The sequence below is a fragment of the Candidatus Gorgyraea atricola genome, from assembly GCA_030765235.1.
Taxonomy (GTDB): domain Bacteria; phylum Omnitrophota; class Gorgyraeia; order Gorgyraeales; family Gorgyraeaceae; genus Gorgyraea; species Gorgyraea atricola.
This window is the reverse complement of sequence record JAVCCW010000015.1, coordinates 1-19,127: the sequence shown is the minus strand read 5'-3', so window position 1 is coordinate 19,127 and position 19,127 is coordinate 1. Positions and strand designations below refer to the sequence as shown.

Below are 19,127 nucleotides of genomic sequence, written 5' to 3'. Positions count from 1 at the left end.
TTTATTTCAGATAGTTATAAACTCGCCTAACTTTTTATCACCCCTTGGTGCCCAAATTATGCCCAAAATCTATAAAAAAATGATTGGCGGAGAGTAATCAATTCTAACACCCTATATTTATGAAGAACCTCTTAACTCCTAAACAACTCAGCGAAATACTACAGGTCAAGCTCTCCACAGTCTACAAATGGGCGCATTATGGCTATATACCTTCTCTTAAAATCGGCAATTCTATAAGGTTCAGGGAACAAAAGGTAGAAGAATGGCTTAGGAAGAGGCAAAGGAAGGGGAGAGGAGCCTATAAAATAGACATATAATTTCCCTTCCCATATCCCCTAATTTTGCACAAAAATTGAAACTTTAAGGTATATAGGGTATAATTATATGAAAAAGGGGGAATGTGATGCATCTGAAGCGAAATACAGGATGGGTAAGTGTTTTAATTATAGTTTTAGTTTGTATAATAGGTGCTGTTTTTATTTTACGTAGGGCAATTTCAATAAAATTAGAGCGAAAAAGTGGGCTAGAATCAGAAAAAAGCATTTTGGAAGATACTCATTGGGTAGAAGAAAAAGTCCCAATATACTATCTCCAAAAGGATAAATTATGGTCAGTCAACAGTGACGGTAGCAACAAAGTGTGTCTTTCAAAACATAAGGTCTCCTCTTATAAAATCTCACCAAAAAACCAACATATGCTTTTTATTGAATATGAATTGAATAAGGAGATGCGTTCTATATCTATTTTAGATTTAAATGATCATACCAAAGAACCAGTGGTGATAGATAGATTCGCTATGGATGACAGAAAATCTTCTTACAGGAGACATCGTTCTGTCGAATGGGCTCCTGATGGCGAGAGATTCGTTTTTTTTGTTGACGATGGAGAACAATTTGAAATTTATTTATATGATCTTACTTCTCAGGAAAAGAGTTTACTCTTAGATAATTCTACTTTATCTTCTTTTGGCATTTCAGGGTTTTTAGGCATTGTGGATGATAAAGTGAAGATATGCTGGGATAAGAGTGGAGAATATATTTATTTTGTCGGTTCTCGTAATAAGTTTTTTGGATTTAATGTTAAAAATTTAAAATTGAAACTTTTAAAAGAAGTTTCATTCTCTAACCAAGATCTTATACCATATGGTAAAGAATTTAAGAAGCGCGTAAGTATTTTTGAATCTTTGGGGGCACATTTATTCTATAATAATGGTTATCCTCCCAATACAAGGATGAAACCTGTGGATAAAATAGAATCTGTTAATAGGAAGGGGTCTGCTTCGAGTAAAGGAGATATTATTTTTACTAAACTTTCTCCTTCGCATAGGCTCAAAGATTTATATTTTAGAGACATCGATGGTAATGAAGTCAAAATAGCAAGTTTTTGGACAGACTATCATTACATGAAAGGAGTGGGGGATAGGGTTTCAGCTCTAAGTTGGTTGCCAGGCGATCGATACGCTCTTATGTTGCTCACATTGAACAGATTTGACCACACGCGACGTCTTATTATTATTGAGCCTGCTACAGGCAAGATGGGATTGCTGGAAGACGATGTTTATACCTTCAACTTTTAAATATTGTGTTGACCTCGCTGTAACCATTAAAGTCTGTTTTTGTAATCCTGTCTCCATTCACAATTTCCTGCCTTAGTGGTGCCCAAATGGTGCCCAACTAAAGAGAATATACAGAGTAATAGAGTGAACTAAAGTGAACTATATAGAAAGTCTAACCCCTTGTCAATCAAGGACTTAAGTCCATAACTCGTTAAACTACAACAAGTTACAAAAACCCCCTTACGAGAATCCTTCCCTCTCCGCCATCCTACGCTCAAATGTGGTGAATCTTCGTAGCATGCTACGGATGGCAAGCCAGTAAATTTTATTAAAGAATAATCTGAAAACCTTTAATAAAATTACCAAAGCCCTCTCTTTATTAAAGCCAATTTTAATAACATCAGAATTAATTAAAGAAAACTTGACATTTCTTTAATAAGAGTGTATACTTGTAACTGTTATGGACACGAAAAGAGCAGGAATAAATATAAGCCAGCCAAATAAATATAAAGCTTTTATTCCAAATCCTCTGCCCCCCAAGCCACAATTAATCTTTGATAAAGAAACAATAGACGCGCTTTCAAGAGCAGATACCGCGGTTGGCCGTCTTTCAGGCATATCAGAGGCTTTGCCAAATCCTAATTTATTTGTGGCAATGTATGTGAGGAAAGAAGCAGTATTGAGTTCTCAGATAGAGGGAACTGAGGCCTCTTTGGAAGATGTTCTGGAATATGAGTCTGGAAATAAACCAAAAAAGCTTCTAAATGATGTAACCGAAGTTGTCAATTATGTTAAAGCAATGAATTATGGTTTAAAGAAAATAGAAGAGCTGCCGCTTTCTCTTAGGCTAATTAAAGAGATACATACAGAGCTTATGCATGGTGTTAGAGGAGGAGATAGGGCGCCAGGTGAGTTGAGAAAAACTCAAAATTGGATAGGCCCAAAAGGATGCACGTTAAGCAATGCTAGATTTGTACCACCGCCACCACACGAAATGACACAAGCATTAGGAGACTTAGAAAAATATATGCACTCTCAGCTCAGCTATCCCTTGTTGGCCGAATGTGGGCTCATGCACTATCAATTCGAAACAATACATCCATTTTTAGACGGCAACGGTCGGATAGGCAGACTCCTTATAACATTTTTTTTATGCCATAAAAAAATTCTAAAAAAGCCATTGCTTTATTTGAGTCATTACTTCAAACAAAATCGTTTAGAATATTATGACCGCCTTATGGCGGTAAGGGAAAAAGGTGACTTTGAATCCTGGATTAAATTCTTTTTACGAGGTGTTGCAAGTGTAGCTGAAGAAGCCTGCAAGACGTCGACTAAAATAATAAATCTAAAAGATAAAGACAAAAAAATGGTTATCGAGACTTATAAAGAATCATCAAAGGCAGCTATTTTTTACGAGAAGCTTTTTGATAGACCAATTGTTTCTATAAAAGATATAGCTAAGATTATGAATATAACATTTCCCACAGCAAGCGATGTATGCATGAAACTTACAAAAATTGATGTACTAAGTGAGATAACAGGAAAAGAACGAAACAAATTATTTGTCTACAAAGAATATTTAGATATTCTTAAGCAAGAGACTATAACCTAATAGTTATATACAATACCATCCAAACGTGTTATCATAGACCATAATGACACAACCGTTACGCCAGACAAATACTTCTTTTTACGGACTTGGGATTGCCCCTAGAATACTCGATATACTGGATCAAATGAAATTCACAGTCCCTACGCCGATCCAACATAAAACCATACCCACTGCCATAGAAGGTAAAGATATTATAGGAGTTGCGCAGACTGGTACTGGCAAGACACTTGCCTTTGCTATTCCTATTATACAGCGTCTTTCCCAGAGAAAGGGCCGCGCGCTGATTCTTGCGCCTACCAGGGAACTTGCTGTTCAGGTTAACGAGACGTTTCAGAAGATCGCCTCGTCGTTTGGCATAAAGACAGCTGTTATTATAGGCGGCGCATCCATGCAGCTGCAGCTGAAGGCACTGAGAAAAAACCCGCGTATTCTGGTCGCTACTCCCGGACGCCTTGTCGATCATATGGAGCGGCGCACAGTTCTTTTGGCTGATGTAAATGTCCTGGTCTTGGATGAGGCGGATCGTATGCTTGATATGGGATTTCTGCCGCAGATCGAAAAAATTCTTAAATTTGTTCCGCGAAACAGGCAGACAATGCTTTTTTCCGCGACTATACCAGGAGAAATCGTGAGAATGGCAGCCGCTCATATGAAGCTTCCTATACATGTTGAAGTCGCTCCCTCAGGAACTACCGCGGAGCGTATTATACAGGAACTCTTTATTGTTAAGAAAAGCTCAAAGCGGCAGCTTTTAATAAAACTACTTGACCGCTATCATGGTCCAGTGCTTATCTTCTCCCGGACAAAAATAGGCGCTAAAAAGATAGCGCGCGATCTACAGCGAATGAATCGCAGAGCTGCTGAGATCCACTCAAACCGTTCACTTTCCCAGAGAAAAGAGGCGCTAGAAGGTTTTAAATCAGGAAAGTATAAGATACTTGTTGCCACTGATATTGCTGCCAGGGGCATTGATGTTACGGGCATAGAGCTTGTTATAAACTATGATCTCCCTGATGACACTGAGAATTATGTGCATCGCATTGGCCGCACAGGCCGCGCTGGGCATGAAGGCCGTGCTATATCTTTTGCCACGCCTGAACAGGGCAGTGATGTCAAAAGCATTGAAAGGCTTATTAAGACAGCCTTGCCAATAATAGAACACCCAGAATTTCCAAAGGAAAAATTTATCGAAGAGTCAAGATATCATCAGAATCCAAAACCGTACCAAGGGAGCCGAGGAAAACGCTCGAGATTCCATGGGCATAGCCGCCGCAAACACCACCGCAAGGCTTTTTAGATTTTTATTAATTTAGTTGACAACAGCAACACAGTAATGTATAATAATCTACAGTTGAAGTAGTAAATAAGTGAGTAGAAGTCTTTAGCCGTAAGGCAGTTAAGAATTCGCCTTTCGGTTTTTTTATTTTTCTGCCGTTGTTTACTATAATCTTGAAGAAAGGAGGTAGTAGATAATGGCAAAAGGAACAGTAAAATGGTTCAATGACCAGAAAGGTTTTGGGTTCATCACACCTGAAGACGGAGCGGATGTATTCGTACATCACACTGCGATTCAGAGCGATGGCTTTAAGACTTTAGCAGAAGGTCAAGCAGTAGAGTTTGAAATCACAAAAGGCCCTAAAGGCAATCAAGCTCAGAACGTAGTAAAGCTATAAACCGGAAACAAATAGGGCCTGTTATTTATGTGCAGGCCCTATTTTTAATTATGACAATCATACTTTCAGCAGGAATATGGATAGTTACCGCAGTTCTTACCATCGCACTCTTTTTTGTAGACCTTATCTTAGTTATAATTCTCTTCCCTTTTGATAGACAAAGAAAAATTCTCCACTCGCAATGCTTCTGGTGGGCAGACGCGGTTATTGGTTTCAATCCATACTGGAATATCCAGGTGAGCGGATTAGAGAATATCGATAAGCATAAAACATACGTAATAGTCGCTAATCATCAAAGCCTCGGTGATATCGCAGTAATGTATAAGACTCGCATGCAGTTCAAATGGGTAGCAAAGAAGAGCCTTTTTAAAATACCGTTTATTGGATGGTGTCTTTTTCTTACTAAACACATAATGCTGTCACGAGGAAAATTCGGAAGCATTAAAAAGGTATATCGAGAAGCTGCGCATTGGCTTAAGAATGATGTATCAGTACTATTCTTTCCAGAAGGCACGCGGAGCAAAACGGACAAGATGAGCGAGTTTCAAAACGGTGCTTTTAAGCTGGCTATACAGGAAAAGAAACCCATTCTTCCAATTGTAATAGATGGTACTAGAGAAGCTATCCCCAAAGGGAGCTGGCTTTTCAAAGCAAAAATAAACAGCAAGCTGACTGTGCTTCCGGTGGTCGAAACAAAGGATCTAGACCCTGGTGATCTCGCTTTTTTAAAAGAGACTGTGCACAAAAAGATGGAATCTTTAGTTGGAGTAATTTAGAATAGCGGATTTAATCAGCTTGTTACATTTTTCAATGCCATTATTCGCTATATTCTTCAGGATTGGCGCAAGCTGCAGGCTGTATCTTTTAGCAACTGTTTTTGGCTCCAGGCCTGGCCATCCCCAACAGGAGGTATGGTGGATGCCGTCGACAGTATAATACAGGTCATCCAAAGTGGTCGGCCGCATGGTTTCCACTGGCGCGTGATTTTCAGGGTTTGAAACCAGATCCACAATAACAGATCTAGGCTTAAAGAGTTTTAGCATCTCGCGGGTAACAAAAGGCTGTTCCTTATCAACGTCACGGCGATAAGGACGATTAACCGCATCTACTAGTATATCTGTTTCTGGGATATACTTAGCCATCTCTAAAAAATCTTTTTTATTCAAAATTTTAATCTTTGCAAATTTACGTGCTGCGCAGCGGATAGCACCCCTGGCCATATTGCCATATCCCATGATCTTCACGTTGGCAGTCGCAGGATCTTTTCCCCAGAGCTTAAAGCCATATTCCATCCCAATCCGGCCAGAATTCTCAACTGCCTCGACCTTTCTTTTGCCAAGCGGGTCCTTTAGATTTTCCAGAGAAATCACGATCAATTTCTGTTTACGTAAGGCCGCTTCTAATTTTGGGCGGCAGCGTATATGCATCATGGACATAATAATGTTGCCTGGCCGTATCATCTTGATTTCTTCAAAACTAGGCTCTTTGATGCGGACCACTAAGTCGCAGGAGTAAACTTCTTCACGCGAACCAATTTTACAGCCTGCCTCTATAAAGGCCTTATCCGGGATATCAATGCCTACCCCGGCACCCTTTTCAATAATTACTTCGTGCCTGGCCGCGATTGCGTTAATTTCAGGAGGCTGAATGATGACTCTTTTTTCCCGTGGCCTATTTTCTGCTGCTATGCCAATCTTCATAATCTATATAGATTATCATATTTCTCCACAAATGAACAGGCCCAATTTTATTTTTTGCCCTCTACTTTGGACTTGCCTATTTTATGCTCCAGTAGTATCATACAATCTAACCATTAAAACTAAGGGAGGTGTAGTATGAAGAAGATAGTACCTGTCATTATTATAATAATAGCTTTGCCTATCGTGTCCATCTTTGCCAAAAATATGATTGCCAAGACAGTAGTCTCTACAGGCGTCAGGGCTGTAACAGGACTTAAATTAGATATGAAGAGTTTTAATATAGGTATATTTAGAAGCGCTATTGATATAAATAACCTCAGGCTTTTTAATCCTCGACAATTTGAAGATAGACTGATGATAGACATACCAGAGATATACGTTGATTATGATTTGGGAGCGCTACTCACAAAAAAGATCCATCTTGAGGAAGTAAGATTAAACCTGAATGAATTTATCGTCGTGAAAAATAAACAAGGAGAACTTAATCTGGATTCATTAAAAGCTATTAAGGAACAAAAGGAGACAACGAAAGAGAGCTCTAAAAAGAAGACAAAAGCACCCAACCTTCAAATAGATGTTTTGGAGCTAAAAATCGGAAAGGTCATATATAAGGATTATCACAATAGGGCCACTCCCAGCGTTAAGGAGTATAAAGTAAATATCAATGAAAGGTATGAGAATATAGACGACCCTAAAAAATTGGCAAATCTTATCGTTTTAAAAGCGCTCACGAATACCCCTATAGCAAACCTTACTGGTTTTGATCTGGGCCTACTGGACGAGGGAGTGGGCGCTACATTGGGCGTAGCATTAAAAGCTGGTGAGGCTGTAACAGATACTGCTAAAGAGGCAACAGAAAAGGTCACTGATACGCTTAAGAGCATTCTGCCATTTGGCGGGAAAGAAGAGGGGAAATGATACCAAAGATCGTTAATTTCCTAAAGACAGATATCTGGCGAATACGCTTGAAGAATCTCCCATTTGCAAAGTCTTTTTTGATCAAACAGCTCAGGATTATCTTGGTAGCATTGCGCGGTTTTGATGAGGATAAATGTCAGTTGCGGGCCTCTGCATTGACGTTTTATTCCCTGCTTTCTATCGTACCTGTCGTTGCCATGGCCTTTGGCATAGCTAAAGGATTTGGTTTTGAAAAGCTCCTTGAAAAACAGATCTTGAATAAGATGCCTGGGCAGGAAGCAGCGTTGATGCAGATAGTGGATTTCGCTAATAAGCTTCTTGAGAATACAAAAGGCGGCATGGTAGCAGGCATAGGTGTTGCCATACTTTTCTGGACTGTCATAAAGGTGCTGGGCAATATCGAGAAATCTTTCAATGATATCTGGGGCATAAGAGAACAGAGAAACCTGGGCAGGAAATTCAGCGACTATCTTTCAATAATGCTTCTTTGCCCGATACTGATTATTATGTCCAGCAGTGCCACTGTTTTTATAAGTACCCAGATCGCGCTTATTACTGAAAAGGTGGCGTTATTGGGATTTTTCAGCCCTGTTATATTTTTCATGCTGAAGCTTTTACCGTATTGTGTCATATGGGTGCTTTTTACATTTATTTATCTTTTTATGCCCAACACAAAGGTCAACTTTAAATCTGGTATGCTGGCAGGCATAGCAGCTGGCACGATTTATCAGCTTGCCCAGTGGGGCTACATAAACTTTCAGGTAGGTGTCGCGAAATACAATGCCATCTACGGAAGCTTTGCCGCGCTGCCTTTATTTTTAGTGTGGCTGCAGCTTAGCTGGCTCATAGTATTTCTTGGGGCTGAGATCTCTTTTGCGCATCAGAATGTGGACACATATGAGTTTGAACCGGATTGCCTGCGGGTAAGTTATTCTTTTAAGAAACTTATCTCTTTAAGGATCATGCATTTATTGACAAAGAATTTCGCTAAATGCCAAAGGCCATGCACAGCCACAGAGATCTCGCATATCCTGGAGATCCCTGTTAGATTGGTTCGACAGATACTCTTTGAATTAGTTGAAAGCGGCATTGTCTCTGAAATACATACCGACAAATATAAGGTAGTGGCTTTTCAACCTGCCTGCGATACCGGCTCTTTAACTATAAAGCGCGTTGTAGACGCCATGGAAGAACGTGGTACAAATAATGTGCCGGTAGGCGACTCTCAAGAATTAAAGAAGCTATCCGAATCTTTAGGGATCTTCAATAATATAGTAGAGAAATCACCGGCAAACCTTCTATTAAGAGATCTATGAAAAAACGCGTTTTTATTATAGTCTTAGTGGTAATATTGGGATTGTCATTTACTCTTTATAGAGCCATGAGGCCAAAGGGTCTGGTTGCATTTGTGATCGATGACTGGGGATATAATAAGAGAAATATTGATCTTGTCTTAGAAATAAACAGGCCTCTTACCATATCCATATTGCCAAATCTAAGATATTCATCTTATGTGGCTGAGGAAATTAGAAAAAATAGCAAAATACATGATATAATTCTGCATCTGCCTCTCGAGTCAAAGAGCGGAATGGCGGCAGAGATCGATACGATACGATCCAGCATGGCCGAGGACAGAATAGTCTCTATATTAGAGAAAGACATAGAAAGTATTCCTGGCGTAATTGGTGTTTCAAATCATCAGGGCTCAAAGGCTACAAGAGATAAAAAGATCATGAGTATTGTTTTGTCTGAGCTGGAGAAAAGGAAGTTATTTTTTCTTGATAGCCTGACAGCGCCGGATTCAGCATGTTCTTATCTTGCGCATGAGGTAGGATTAAAATGCGCGGTCAGAGATGTATTTCTGGATATTACGGACCAGACTGATCTGGCGAATTTTGAGACATATATAAGAAAACAGATTCGAGAATTAGCCGCGATAGCGCTTGAAAAAAGAAGCGCCATAGGGGTCGGGCATAATAAAAAAATTACACTGAATGCGATAAAAGATGCGATACCGGAGCTTGAAAAGCAGGGTATAAAGATCGTGCCTTTAAAAACATTAGCGAGGTAATATGAGAAAATTGAAAACATTATCTTTTATTATTTTATCCTTGATGCTCAGCTCCTGTGCTCGTGTGCCAGCGAGAGGTACGCATGGCCTGCATACCATTGAGCCATACCCCACTATCCCACAAAAAATCATAACCGCGCCTGCGGAAATAACCAGGGGCACTGTGTATCACGAAGTAGCGCCTGGCGAAACAGTATGGCGGATAAGCAAGATGTATGATGTCACAGTAAATGATATTGTAGGAGCGAACAGTTTAAGAGATGCCAATACCTTAGAAAAAGGGCAAAGACTTGTTGTTCCGAACGCCGCACCTATAAGGGCAGTAATACCTATGTGGCCTTCTAGGAAATGGGATTATATAATCGTCCATCACAGCGCAACAGATGTTGGGAATGCCCTCAAGTTTGATTCTGCGCACAAGAAAAGACGATGGAAAGGTCTGGGCTATCATTTCGTGATAGATAATGGCACATCAGGGAAGAAGGATGGCCAGATAGAGGTCTCGCCCAGGTGGCTACACCAGGAGGACGGCGCGCATTGCAAGGCAGATGGCATGAACTATTGTGGCATTGGTATATGTCTTGTGGGGAATTTCAGTGAGGACAGAGTTACTGCGAAACAAATGGAGTCACTTATTTTTTTGGTGAATAGGTTGAAGGAATACTATAATATTCCCAAGTCTCACATTTTAGGTCATGGCCAGGCAGAAGGCGCCCAGACTGAATGCCCTGGCACAAGATTTCCCTGGCCAGACTTCCGCCGCCGCCTCGAACCATAAAGTTAAGCACTGTACCCACCCCCACAGAAATTAATTGAGTTTTTGCTTTCCGTGGTATAATATATTAAGCACATAACATTCGCGCCCATAGCTCAATTGGATAGAGTGCCGCCCTACGAAGGCGTAGGTTCCCCGTTCGAACCGGGGTGGGCGCGCCACCCTTCGCTCAAATAAAGCGAATCTTCGAAGCATGCTTCGGGTGGCAGGCCATTTTTTACTATGTTGGAGAGATGCGAGAGTGGTTGAATCGGGCCGCCTCGAAAGCGGCTAGGCTCGTAAGAGCCTCGCAGGTTCGAATCCTGCTCTCTCCGCCACCCTTCGCTCACATGGGGCTAATCTTCGCAGCATGCTTCGGGTGGCAAGCCAAATTTGTAAAAGTACCTTTCTATTGCTAATGCTAAAGCTTCCTAAAAATAATTTCGTATTCCTCGAGACGAATAAATTTGATAAGCATAACTCAAGGTCATATCTATTTTCTAATCCCATTAAGATAGTAGCTATATATAAGTTAGAAGATGTAAAGAACGCGTTTTTAGAGATAGAGAATTTTATATCAAAGGGTTATTATGCAGCGGGATTTATTTCCTATGAGGCGGGGGTATTTTTCGAGGAGAGTTTGAATGGCTTGACTATAGATTCGAATTTCCCACTTTTGTGGTTTGGTATATATAAGAAACCCAATATTTTTATCCATAAAGACAAATTGGGCTTAACAAAACAGAGATTAACCCATCAGATTCGAAATCTTCGAGCAAATATCTCCAAAAATAAATACACGAAAGACATAAGGCATATCAAAGATTTTATAAAAAATGGCGATACCTATCAGGTAAATTATACTTTTAAATATAAATTTGATTTTAAGGGGTCATTGTTGGGATTTTATGAGGATCTCAAGGCAAAGCAGAGTGTTTCTTACTCAGCTCTAATAAAAACGCAAAATCACTCCATACTATCTTTTTCACCAGAGCTATTCTTTAGAAAAAATAGAGACTCTATAGAAGTCAGGCCCATGAAGGGCACGTTTGATAGAGGAAGAGATATAGAGGGGGATAGGCGTAATACTGAGACACTAGAAAAGAGCCTTAAAAATAGAAGCGAAAATGTGATGATAGTGGATCTATTAAGAAATGACCTTGGCAGGATTTCCAAGTCTGGGAGCGTTAAGACTAAAAAGCTATTTGAGGTGGAGCAATACGAGACCCTTTTACAGATGATATCAGTTGTAAAAAGTAGGCTCAAGAAAGATGTATCACTTTATGATTTATTTAAGGCTATCTTCCCATCAGGCTCTGTTACAGGCGCGCCAAAGATAAGCACGATGAAAATAATAGATTCTCTTGAAAAAGAACCTCGACGTATCTATACGGGGGGCATTGGTTTTTTCACGCCTTCAGGAGATGCTGTTTTTAATGTAGCCATAAGAACTGCATTGATAGACAATAAGACAAAAAAGGGTGAAATGGGCATAGGAAGCGGCATTGTCATTGATTCAGACGCGGCCAAGGAATTCGAAGAGTGTAAATTAAAGGCGAATTTCATAACTCAGGAGAAAAGGAATTTTAAACTCATTGAGACAATGTTATGGCAACGCGCTAAAGGTTATTTTCTTTTAAGTTCACATCTTGAAAGACTCAAAGCCTCTGCAGAGTATTTCAATTTTAGATTTGATAAGAAAACCATACTAAAAAGCCTTGAAAAAAAATTCAACAGTAATGCAGATTATAAAGTAAGACTTCTTTTAGATAAATCCGGTGACATAGATTTAAGTTTTTCAAAGATAAATGGCAGCACGCAATCAAAGGTAAGATTTTCTAATAAAAAGGTCTCTTCTGAAAATCCATACCTCTATCATAAGAGCACAAACAGGGATCTATATAATAAAGAACACACAAAATGGAAAAGATGTGGGTACTTCGATATAATTTTCAGAAATGAGAAAAATCAGATTACAGAGGGTGCTATATCTAATATAATTATAAAAAAAGGACAGTTTTATTACACGCCGCCACTTGAGTGTGGATTATTGAATGGTGTCTATCGAAAGTCTCTTTTAAATAAAAGGCAATTTCCCCTGAGAGAAAAGATACTGTACAAGAAAGATTTATGCAATGCGGATAAGGTTTATATGGTGAATTCAGTAAGAGGTATGGTTGAATGCAAAGTAATTTAATAAAAAAACTGCATTTTCTTAAATCAATGGCCATTTCGAACTTTAGAAGATTATCTTTTCCCCTTAAGATATCGTATGTAGTGACATACAGGTGTAACCTGAAGTGCAAGATGTGTAACATATGGCAGAAGCGCGACCATAGCAACGAACTGACACTTAATGAAGTAGATAATTTTTTCAAAAAGGCTAATAAGTTTTCATGGGTGGGTATTACAGGAGGCGAGGCCTTTTTGAGACCTGATTTAAAAGAGATAATAGATATTATTTCGCATTATTGTAAAAGGCTGGGCGCAGTACATATTTCAACGAATGGTCAGCTGACAGATAGAATAGTTGATTTAACAAAAGAGGTAAGGAAAAAAGATAAAGACCTCAAGCTCGTGTACAGCATAAGCATAGATGGGCCGCCCTCGCTACATGATGAAATAAGAGGTGTAGAGGGTGCATGGGCTAGGGCAATAGAGACCTTTAAGCGTTTAAAAGATATGGAATTGGTCAGGCCGCAGTTGGATTTTACACTTTCAGCGCACAATATGGATAAGTTCTCTGATACATTCGCAGTGTTAAAAGACACATACCCTGGTATTAAATTTGATGACATTATCGTAAATGTATTCCAGAGATCTAGTCTTTATTATGGGAATCAGGACATGGAGCCATTAGACAATAGTAAAGTAGCTGCTGAAATAACCAAGATCTTAGAAATGGATAAAGAGGGTTTTTCCATTAATAATTTTTTAAGGCGCAGATATTTAAAATTATATCTTAAGTACATAAAGACTGATAAATGCCCGCTTAAATGTCAGGCCTTTTCTTCAAGCTGTTTTCTTGACCCCTATGGAGATCTTTTTCCCTGCACGATGTACAATAAAAGATTGATGAATATAAGAGATTTAAAAGAGGATTTTTCTAGTATCTGGAATCAAGAAGATGCCAGGCGCTTGAGTTACGAATGTTCTAATCATATGTGCCCTTCTTGCTGGAGCCCGTGCGATGCATATAGTGCTATAGCTGGGTCATTGATAGAGGCCTGTTTAGCGTGAGCAGAAATTAACCTATGGCCAGGATTATATTTTTACAGAGAATATGGTATGAATATGCTGGGCCTGAGATCATCTCAGCTAATCTAAAAAGGCACGGTCACAACGTTGATCTTTTTATTGGCAGGCACGCGAAGGATTTTCTTAAGAATATACAAGAAAAAGATATAGTTGCCTTTTCTGTAATGAGCGGTGAACATAACTGGGCGATAGAGACTGCTAACCAGATAAAGCAGTCAAAGGATGTATTAACAGTTTTTGGAGGGCCTTATCCTACTTTTTATCCTGACGTAATAAATCATCCTGGTGTTGACATTACTTGTTGCGGCGAAGGCGAATTTGCAATGCTGGATTTAGCCAATGCATACGATGAAGGCAATGATTATAGTAACATTCCAAATATTTCATTTAAATCTCCTGGCGGCGTTAAAAGGAATGAAGTCAGGCCTTTCATAGATGATTTAGATAAGCTCCCTTTTCCTGACAGGGGGATCTATTATGATAGGTACAGGATTATAAGAGAAAGCCCTCTTAAAACTTTTATGGCCAGTCGCGGGTGTCCTTTTTCATGCAGCTTTTGTTTTAATGAGAAATTAAGAGATATTTACCGCAATAAAGGAAAATATATAAGGTTTTATAGCCCTGGAAATCTTATTGATCAGATAAAAGAGACAGAGTCGAGATATGGACTGAAATCTATCTACTTCGTGGATGATCTTTTTGTCTCCGATCAGAAATGGCTTGGGGAATTTTTGCAAAGGTATAAAAACGAGATAAAAAAACCATTTGTCTGTTCTGCAAATGTGGCTACATTAAATGAGAGAATCATAAAATTGCTTAAAGATGCAGGATGTCATGCAGTCAGTTTTGGTATAGAGACAGGCAACGAGGGTTTAAGGTCCGGAGTACTGAACAAGCATATTACAAATGGCCAGATCGAAGACATAGGCAGGCTCCTTAAAAAATATCAGCTTAAGGCCATGACCTTTAATGTGATCGGGTTTCCTGGGGAGACAGTAGAAAATACATTTGAGACTATCGACCTAAATGTTAAAATAGGCGTAGAGTATCCAAGGTGTTCGTTCTTGACGCCTTATGCAGGTACGCGGCTTGCTGAGCGGTACGAAGGTAAGATAAAAATGAATGATATAGGGCCTGCATATCAGCAGACAAAGATTTCATTCGAAGTGCCTGAGCCTGAGAAACTGCACAATCTTCATTGTTTTTTTCAGACAGCAGTGCTTTTTCCCAGGCTACGCTGGCTCATAAAGAAAACGATAATCTTGCCACCGAATATATTCTTTAAAGTTTGGTGGGCGGTGGTGTATTTTTTTATTTTTATTAAATCGGAGACAAGGGGATTTTTTCAGACACTTGTTTGCGCGTGGAGGACATTTGCCAGAGCATCTCTTTAAGAATTTAGCTAATATAGTAGTTGTTTTTAGAAGCGCGTTGGTGTTTTTAGTGATATTTTTGCTTAATAACGCGTCTTCTGCAAGTAGGATCTCAGGGCTCGTTCTTTTAATAGTCGTAGCGATCCTGGATTGGTTTGACGGATATGTAGCGAGGACATTTAATATTTCTTCCAAGGCAGGCGCACTTATGGACACATTAGGGGACAGGATAACAGAAAATCTCCTCCTCGTATTTTTTGCCTATAAAGGCCTTGTGCCTTTGGCTGTTGCCCTTATTTTTATAGCGCGATCCTTTGCCTCAGACTTTATAAGGTCCCTGTCCTATGAGAAGGGGGTGGGAACATTCGCTATAAATAAGTCTAAACTCGGCATATTCTTTGTCTCATCCAGGCCTTCACGCGTGATATACCTTGTTTTCAAAATTGCCATCTTCTTTTTGGCTGCCTTGGCGTTAGTCTTAGCAGATACCAGTGTATATTTTATAGGATTGCGGCATGTTATCTTTTATGGTTCTATCATCCTTGTGTTGTTTAATTTATTAAGGTTTGCTTTATTGGTCTATGATAGCAGAGGTGTATTGAAAGAGGTTTTTACGAATGCGTCTTAAAATTATATCGCTATTCTGGAAAAAGGGATGGGTCTCTGTTTTAATAACAGCATGTTCTATTGCCTATCTTTTGGATTTCACATGGCTTAAGTGGGGAGATCTCATCGTAGATGTGGGGCGAGAGATGTATGTACCCTGGCAGCTCTTTCTTGGGAAAGTGTTATATAGAGATATCCATTATCTTTATGGCCCATTCTCTCCATACTTTAATGCCTTTTTATTTAAACTGTTCGGAGCCAATGTCTATAGTCTTGTCTTGAGCGGTGTCATTACTATCTGCGCAGTAAGCGCATTGATCTATAAAATATCCAGGATCTTTCTTGATATATTTTTCTCTACATTTACAGTCCTGACATTTCTGTTGGTTTTTGCCTTTGGCCAGTATGTCTATTATGGAAATTATAATTTCGTCATACCTTATAGTTACCCGGCAATACATGGTATGATGTTTGCCTTTGCGGCGCTGTATTGTTTTTACCTATCCATGCTTAAAGACAAGAAGAGATATAAAGTTTTCTATATCGTTTTTCTTATAGCTGCTTTTTTATGCAGGATAGAGATAGGCCTTTTTCTAGTTTTATCAATTGCCATTTTATCATTAAAGGAGCTGAAGTATCTGATAATACCCTGTGCCTCTGCAGCAATTTTGTATAGCTTATTTTTTGCTTTATCTGGGAGTTCTCTTGGTAAAAGCAGCATACTTGATACAGCCTTTGCCAATATAAATGCAAGTAATCCTTTTACCAGCTGGCTTTTGGCAGGAGAAGATATTCTCGGGGGTTTAATGGATATGTTCAAGGGGTTTTTGTATTATATTCTTTTTTCTATATTTTTTGCAGCAGGAGGTTTTATCCTGGCTTATACTCTTAGATTTAAGAAAGTATTTAACAGGATTTTTTGTTCTTTTTTTATAGGATTTATTTTTACATGGACGGGTTTTATTTTTTTTAGAAAACTATTTGTGAATTATGCCGCGCAATATAAAAGCCTGCCTTTGATCAGCCTGGCAGTGCTCTTGATCTCAATGTGGCAATTTATCAGGGGCGGATACAGCAAAAAGAAACTCTTTCTAGCGGTCCTATGTCTTTTTTCGCTGTTCTTGATGAGCAGGATGTTATTTTATGTATGGGCAGGGCATTACGGTTTTTACATTGTGCTTCCTGGTCTGATCATCTATCATGTATTTTTTCTTAGGATATTGCCAGAGCGACTTAAGGAAGAATGGAGCAGAAAATTTTTTAGATTTGGCTACATGTTTATTTTTATACTTTTTGTCATAAGCCATTTGAATATTTCGAGATTTTGTTATGCAAACAAGACATTGAAGATCGATTCGGAGAAAGGCACTTTACAACTTGTTAATGCAGATAGAGAGAAAAGATTTAAAGAATTGATCGATTTTTTAAAGATGAATACGAGCGAAAGAGAGACCCTTGTGGTTTTTCCTGAAGGCTTGGGCATTAACTTTTTCTCTGGGATGGAAAACCCATTATATTTTAATATGTATCTGCCGCTGGATCTTGCGAGGGGAAATATCGTAGATAGAGTTATTTCAGAAATGGAAGATAAAGAGATCGATTATGTGGCATTGACACAGAGAGATACAACTGAATATGGATATCCGGCATTTGGAAAGGATTATGCTACAGATATAATGCAATACATCAGGGAAAATTACACTTTATACAAGCAGTTTGGACCGTTTCCTTTTACTACCAGGGAATACGGCATAGCGCTTTTTAAGAGGAAGATATGAGAGGGCATGAGTTTTACATGAGAGAGGCCTTGCGCGAGGCAAAGAAGGCATTTGATAGAGATGAAGTGCCTGTAGGCGCTGTGATTATGCACAAGGGTTCTATTATAGCCAGGGCCCATAATCAGATAAAACTCTTAAAGGATCCTACCGCGCACGCAGAGATGATAGCTATTACACAGGCAGCAGCCGAGCTAAAAAATGAAAGATTGATAGATTGTGTGATGTATGTTACAATTGAACCCTGCAGCATGTGTGCAGGAGCAATGGTTCTTGCCCGCATAAAGGAACTCGTGTATGGGGCATCTGACCCAAAGACCGGCGCATGCGGTTCAGTGATTGATTTAGCTAACCATAAGAAGTTAAATCATAAATTTGAAATCAATAAAGGTATTTTAGAAGAAGAAATCAGCTTTTTAATAAAGGAATTTTTTAAGAGGAAACGGAGAAAGTAATAGGTCCTTCGACGCGCCAAATAATGCTTTGCATTATTTGGCTTGCTCAGGATCAATTTTTTCTTCGAAAAAATTGGAGAGGTGCCAGAGTGGTTGATCGGAGCTCCCTGCTAAGGAGTTGTCTTGGATCAAACCGGGACCCAGGGTTCGAATCCCTGCCTCTCCGCCATTAATTTTTAAACTATGACATATCTTCCTTTTGCACGCAAGCACAGGCCGCAGGAATTTGACGCAGTAGTAGGTCAGGAGCATATTACTACTACTCTCAAGAATGCTATTTCATTAAATCGAGTGCACCATGCGTATCTATTTACTGGGCCGCGCGGTATTGGAAAGACTTCAACTGCGCGTATATTCTCAAAGGCCCTTGATTGCGAAAAAGGACCTACCCCAACACCCTGCAACAAATGCGCTTCATGCCTTGAGATAATAAAGGGTACCAGCCTTGACGTCATAGAAATAGACGGCGCTTCAAATAATGGCGTGGACGAGATACGCAATCTTCGCGAGACAGTAAAATTCGCAGCCTCAAAAGGCCGTTACAAGATCTATATTATCGACGAAGTGCATATGCTTACTATGCCGGCCTTTAACGCGCTTTTAAAGACGCTGGAAGAGCCGCCTCAGCATGTAAAATTCATATTCGCTACCACAGAACCGCACAAGCTCCCTGCTACCATACTTTCTCGTTGTCAAAGGTTTGATTTCAGGCGCATATCCATAAAAGAGATCGTCGCGAAGCTTAAAGAGATATCCAAAATAGAGAAACTGGATATAGAAGAAGGCGTATTTTTATATGTCGCTAAGGCCTCTGATGGCAGCATGCGTGACGCAGAGAGCGTACTTGATCAGGTCGCGTCTTTTTCAAAGGGAAAGGTGCGTTTAAAAGATATTATTGAATCTCTTGGCATGATAGAGGAAGGGCTGCTTTTTCGATGCGCTGATTTGATTATAAAGAAGGACACAAAGGCTGGCATTCATCTGGTGGCTGAGGTGTTAAATTCAGGCAAGGACCCTAAGCAATTTCTTCTTGAGATACTCGAACATTTCAGGAATATTATGATCGCGAAATCAGGTGCTGTTTCAGAAGACATAATAGATCTTTCCAAAGAAGCCATAGAGCGGGTAAAAAAACAGTCAGAACTTCTTTCGCATGGAGATATATTTTATATCATAAACGTGATCTCGAATGGCCTGAGGATGATAAAACAACTTCTTCCTGAGAGGATAGTGCTGGAGTTGTGCATGATAAAACTGACTACCAGGGATTCTATCACTTCGATAGAAGAGATGCTTTCGAAACTGCCGGAGATAACCGAATCTTTGAAAAGCGCGGCGCCGAGCAACACGCAGCAACAGCAGAATTTTTCGAAAAAT

18 protein-coding genes and 3 tRNA genes are annotated in these 19,127 nt (G+C 39.5%); 20 read left to right on the top strand and 1 reads right to left on the bottom strand.

The annotated features are described in order from the left end of the window. Nucleotides 1-119 precede the first annotated feature (119 nt). The 6 genes from P9L93_03105 to P9L93_03080 all read left to right on the top strand — a co-directional run bounded on the left by P9L93_03105 (nucleotide 120) and on the right by P9L93_03080 (nucleotide 5,616). Nucleotides 120-317 carry a helix-turn-helix domain-containing protein gene (locus P9L93_03105; GenBank protein MDP8230071.1) on the top strand — a complete coding sequence of 66 codons (198 nt, stop codon included), beginning with the start codon at nucleotides 120-122 and terminating at the stop codon, nucleotides 315-317. 86 nt (nucleotides 318-403) lie between these two features. Further along, nucleotides 404-1,576 (top strand): hypothetical protein, encoded by a 1,173-nt coding sequence (locus tag P9L93_03100; GenBank protein MDP8230070.1) that lies wholly within the window; start codon nucleotides 404-406, stop codon nucleotides 1,574-1,576. 439 nt (nucleotides 1,577-2,015) lie between these two features. Continuing rightward, nucleotides 2,016-3,167 carry a Fic family protein gene (locus tag P9L93_03095; GenBank protein MDP8230069.1) on the top strand — a complete coding sequence of 384 codons (1,152 nt, stop codon included), beginning with the start codon at nucleotides 2,016-2,018 and terminating at the stop codon, nucleotides 3,165-3,167. Between the two features lie 43 nt (nucleotides 3,168-3,210). Further along, nucleotides 3,211-4,464, top strand: coding sequence for a DEAD/DEAH box helicase (locus P9L93_03090; GenBank protein ID MDP8230068.1), 1,254 nt, complete (start codon nucleotides 3,211-3,213; stop codon nucleotides 4,462-4,464). A 175-nt stretch (nucleotides 4,465-4,639) separates the two neighbouring features. Continuing rightward, nucleotides 4,640-4,840, top strand: a complete 201-nt coding sequence (locus P9L93_03085) for a cold shock domain-containing protein (protein MDP8230067.1) — start codon at nucleotides 4,640-4,642, stop codon at nucleotides 4,838-4,840. Between the two features lie 50 nt (nucleotides 4,841-4,890). Then, nucleotides 4,891-5,616 carry a lysophospholipid acyltransferase family protein gene (locus P9L93_03080; GenBank protein ID MDP8230066.1) on the top strand — a complete coding sequence of 242 codons (726 nt, stop codon included), beginning with the start codon at nucleotides 4,891-4,893 and terminating at the stop codon, nucleotides 5,614-5,616. Here P9L93_03080 and P9L93_03075 read toward each other — a convergent pair. Then, nucleotides 5,599-6,540 carry a hypothetical protein gene (locus P9L93_03075; protein MDP8230065.1) on the bottom strand — a complete coding sequence of 314 codons (942 nt, stop codon included), beginning with the start codon at nucleotides 6,538-6,540 and terminating at the stop codon, nucleotides 5,599-5,601. The two genes, P9L93_03080 and P9L93_03075, sit on opposite strands and share 18 nt — an antisense overlap. 135 nt (nucleotides 6,541-6,675) lie before the next feature. Here P9L93_03075 and P9L93_03070 point away from each other — a divergent pair, with 135 nt between their 5' ends. The 14 genes from P9L93_03070 to dnaX form a co-directional block, all read left to right on the top strand. After that, entirely contained in the window at nucleotides 6,676-7,458 is a 783-nt protein-coding gene (locus P9L93_03070) for an AsmA family protein (GenBank protein ID MDP8230064.1), read from the top strand. Next, nucleotides 7,455-8,774: a YhjD/YihY/BrkB family envelope integrity protein gene (locus P9L93_03065; GenBank protein MDP8230063.1), complete on the top strand. Its 1,320-nt coding sequence runs from the start codon at nucleotides 7,455-7,457 to the stop codon at nucleotides 8,772-8,774. The genes P9L93_03070 and P9L93_03065 overlap by 4 nt, the downstream gene beginning before the upstream one ends. Further along, a complete protein-coding gene (locus P9L93_03060) occupies nucleotides 8,771-9,529 on the top strand; it encodes a divergent polysaccharide deacetylase family protein (protein ID MDP8230062.1) in 759 nt (252 codons plus the stop codon). The genes P9L93_03065 and P9L93_03060 overlap by 4 nt, the downstream gene beginning before the upstream one ends. A gap of 1 nt (nucleotide 9,530) precedes the next feature. Continuing rightward, nucleotides 9,531-10,307 (top strand): N-acetylmuramoyl-L-alanine amidase, encoded by a 777-nt coding sequence (locus tag P9L93_03055; protein ID MDP8230061.1) that lies wholly within the window; start codon nucleotides 9,531-9,533, stop codon nucleotides 10,305-10,307. Nucleotides 10,308-10,388: 81 nt separating this feature from the next. Continuing rightward, a tRNA-Arg gene (locus P9L93_03050) sits at nucleotides 10,389-10,465 on the top strand. Nucleotides 10,466-10,531: 66 nt separating this feature from the next. Beyond that, nucleotides 10,532-10,621, top strand: a tRNA-Ser gene (locus P9L93_03045). 80 nt (nucleotides 10,622-10,701) lie between these two features. Next, nucleotides 10,702-12,480, top strand: a complete 1,779-nt coding sequence (gene pabB, locus P9L93_03040) for an aminodeoxychorismate synthase component I (protein ID MDP8230060.1) — start codon at nucleotides 10,702-10,704, stop codon at nucleotides 12,478-12,480. Further along, complete coding sequence (locus P9L93_03035) at nucleotides 12,465-13,523, top strand: radical SAM protein (GenBank protein MDP8230059.1); 1,059 nt, start codon at nucleotides 12,465-12,467, stop codon at nucleotides 13,521-13,523. Before pabB ends, P9L93_03035 begins: the two co-directional genes overlap by 16 nt. Before the next feature lie 14 nt (nucleotides 13,524-13,537). After that, nucleotides 13,538-14,935 (top strand): radical SAM protein, encoded by a 1,398-nt coding sequence (locus tag P9L93_03030; protein MDP8230058.1) that lies wholly within the window; start codon nucleotides 13,538-13,540, stop codon nucleotides 14,933-14,935. Continuing rightward, a complete protein-coding gene (locus P9L93_03025) occupies nucleotides 14,916-15,542 on the top strand; it encodes a CDP-alcohol phosphatidyltransferase family protein (GenBank protein ID MDP8230057.1) in 627 nt (208 codons plus the stop codon). Before P9L93_03030 ends, P9L93_03025 begins: the two co-directional genes overlap by 20 nt. Then, nucleotides 15,532-17,298 carry a hypothetical protein gene (locus P9L93_03020; GenBank protein MDP8230056.1) on the top strand — a complete coding sequence of 589 codons (1,767 nt, stop codon included), beginning with the start codon at nucleotides 15,532-15,534 and terminating at the stop codon, nucleotides 17,296-17,298. The genes P9L93_03025 and P9L93_03020 overlap by 11 nt, the downstream gene beginning before the upstream one ends. Then, nucleotides 17,295-17,750, top strand: coding sequence for a tRNA adenosine(34) deaminase TadA (gene tadA / locus P9L93_03015; GenBank protein ID MDP8230055.1), 456 nt, complete (start codon nucleotides 17,295-17,297; stop codon nucleotides 17,748-17,750). The genes P9L93_03020 and tadA overlap by 4 nt, the downstream gene beginning before the upstream one ends. 75 nt (nucleotides 17,751-17,825) lie before the next feature. Next, nucleotides 17,826-17,919, top strand: a tRNA-Ser gene (locus P9L93_03010). Between the two features lie 14 nt (nucleotides 17,920-17,933). Next, nucleotides 17,934-19,127 (top strand): DNA polymerase III subunit gamma/tau (dnaX, locus tag P9L93_03005; protein MDP8230054.1); only part of this gene is annotated, 1,194 nt, incomplete at its 3' end.

Coding starts and splice junctions, on each gene's coding strand:
- P9L93_03105 (MDP8230071.1), top strand. CDS start 120: ATGAAGAACCTCTTAACTCCTAAACAACTCAGCGAAATACTACAGGTC.
- P9L93_03100 (MDP8230070.1), top strand. CDS start 404: ATGCATCTGAAGCGAAATACAGGATGGGTAAGTGTTTTAATTATAGTT.
- P9L93_03095 (MDP8230069.1), top strand. CDS start 2,016: ATGGACACGAAAAGAGCAGGAATAAATATAAGCCAGCCAAATAAATAT.
- P9L93_03090 (MDP8230068.1), top strand. CDS start 3,211: ATGACACAACCGTTACGCCAGACAAATACTTCTTTTTACGGACTTGGG.
- P9L93_03085 (MDP8230067.1), top strand. CDS start 4,640: ATGGCAAAAGGAACAGTAAAATGGTTCAATGACCAGAAAGGTTTTGGG.
- P9L93_03080 (MDP8230066.1), top strand. CDS start 4,891: ATGACAATCATACTTTCAGCAGGAATATGGATAGTTACCGCAGTTCTT.
- P9L93_03075 (MDP8230065.1), bottom strand. CDS start 6,540: ATGAAGATTGGCATAGCAGCAGAAAATAGGCCACGGGAAAAAAGAGTC.
- P9L93_03070 (MDP8230064.1), top strand. CDS start 6,676: ATGAAGAAGATAGTACCTGTCATTATTATAATAATAGCTTTGCCTATC.
- P9L93_03065 (MDP8230063.1), top strand. CDS start 7,455: ATGATACCAAAGATCGTTAATTTCCTAAAGACAGATATCTGGCGAATA.
- P9L93_03060 (MDP8230062.1), top strand. CDS start 8,771: ATGAAAAAACGCGTTTTTATTATAGTCTTAGTGGTAATATTGGGATTG.
- P9L93_03055 (MDP8230061.1), top strand. CDS start 9,531: ATGAGAAAATTGAAAACATTATCTTTTATTATTTTATCCTTGATGCTC.
- pabB (MDP8230060.1), top strand. CDS start 10,702: ATGCTAAAGCTTCCTAAAAATAATTTCGTATTCCTCGAGACGAATAAA.
- P9L93_03035 (MDP8230059.1), top strand. CDS start 12,465: ATGCAAAGTAATTTAATAAAAAAACTGCATTTTCTTAAATCAATGGCC.
- P9L93_03030 (MDP8230058.1), top strand. CDS start 13,538: ATGGCCAGGATTATATTTTTACAGAGAATATGGTATGAATATGCTGGG.
- P9L93_03020 (MDP8230056.1), top strand. CDS start 15,532: ATGCGTCTTAAAATTATATCGCTATTCTGGAAAAAGGGATGGGTCTCT.
- tadA (MDP8230055.1), top strand. CDS start 17,295: ATGAGAGGGCATGAGTTTTACATGAGAGAGGCCTTGCGCGAGGCAAAG.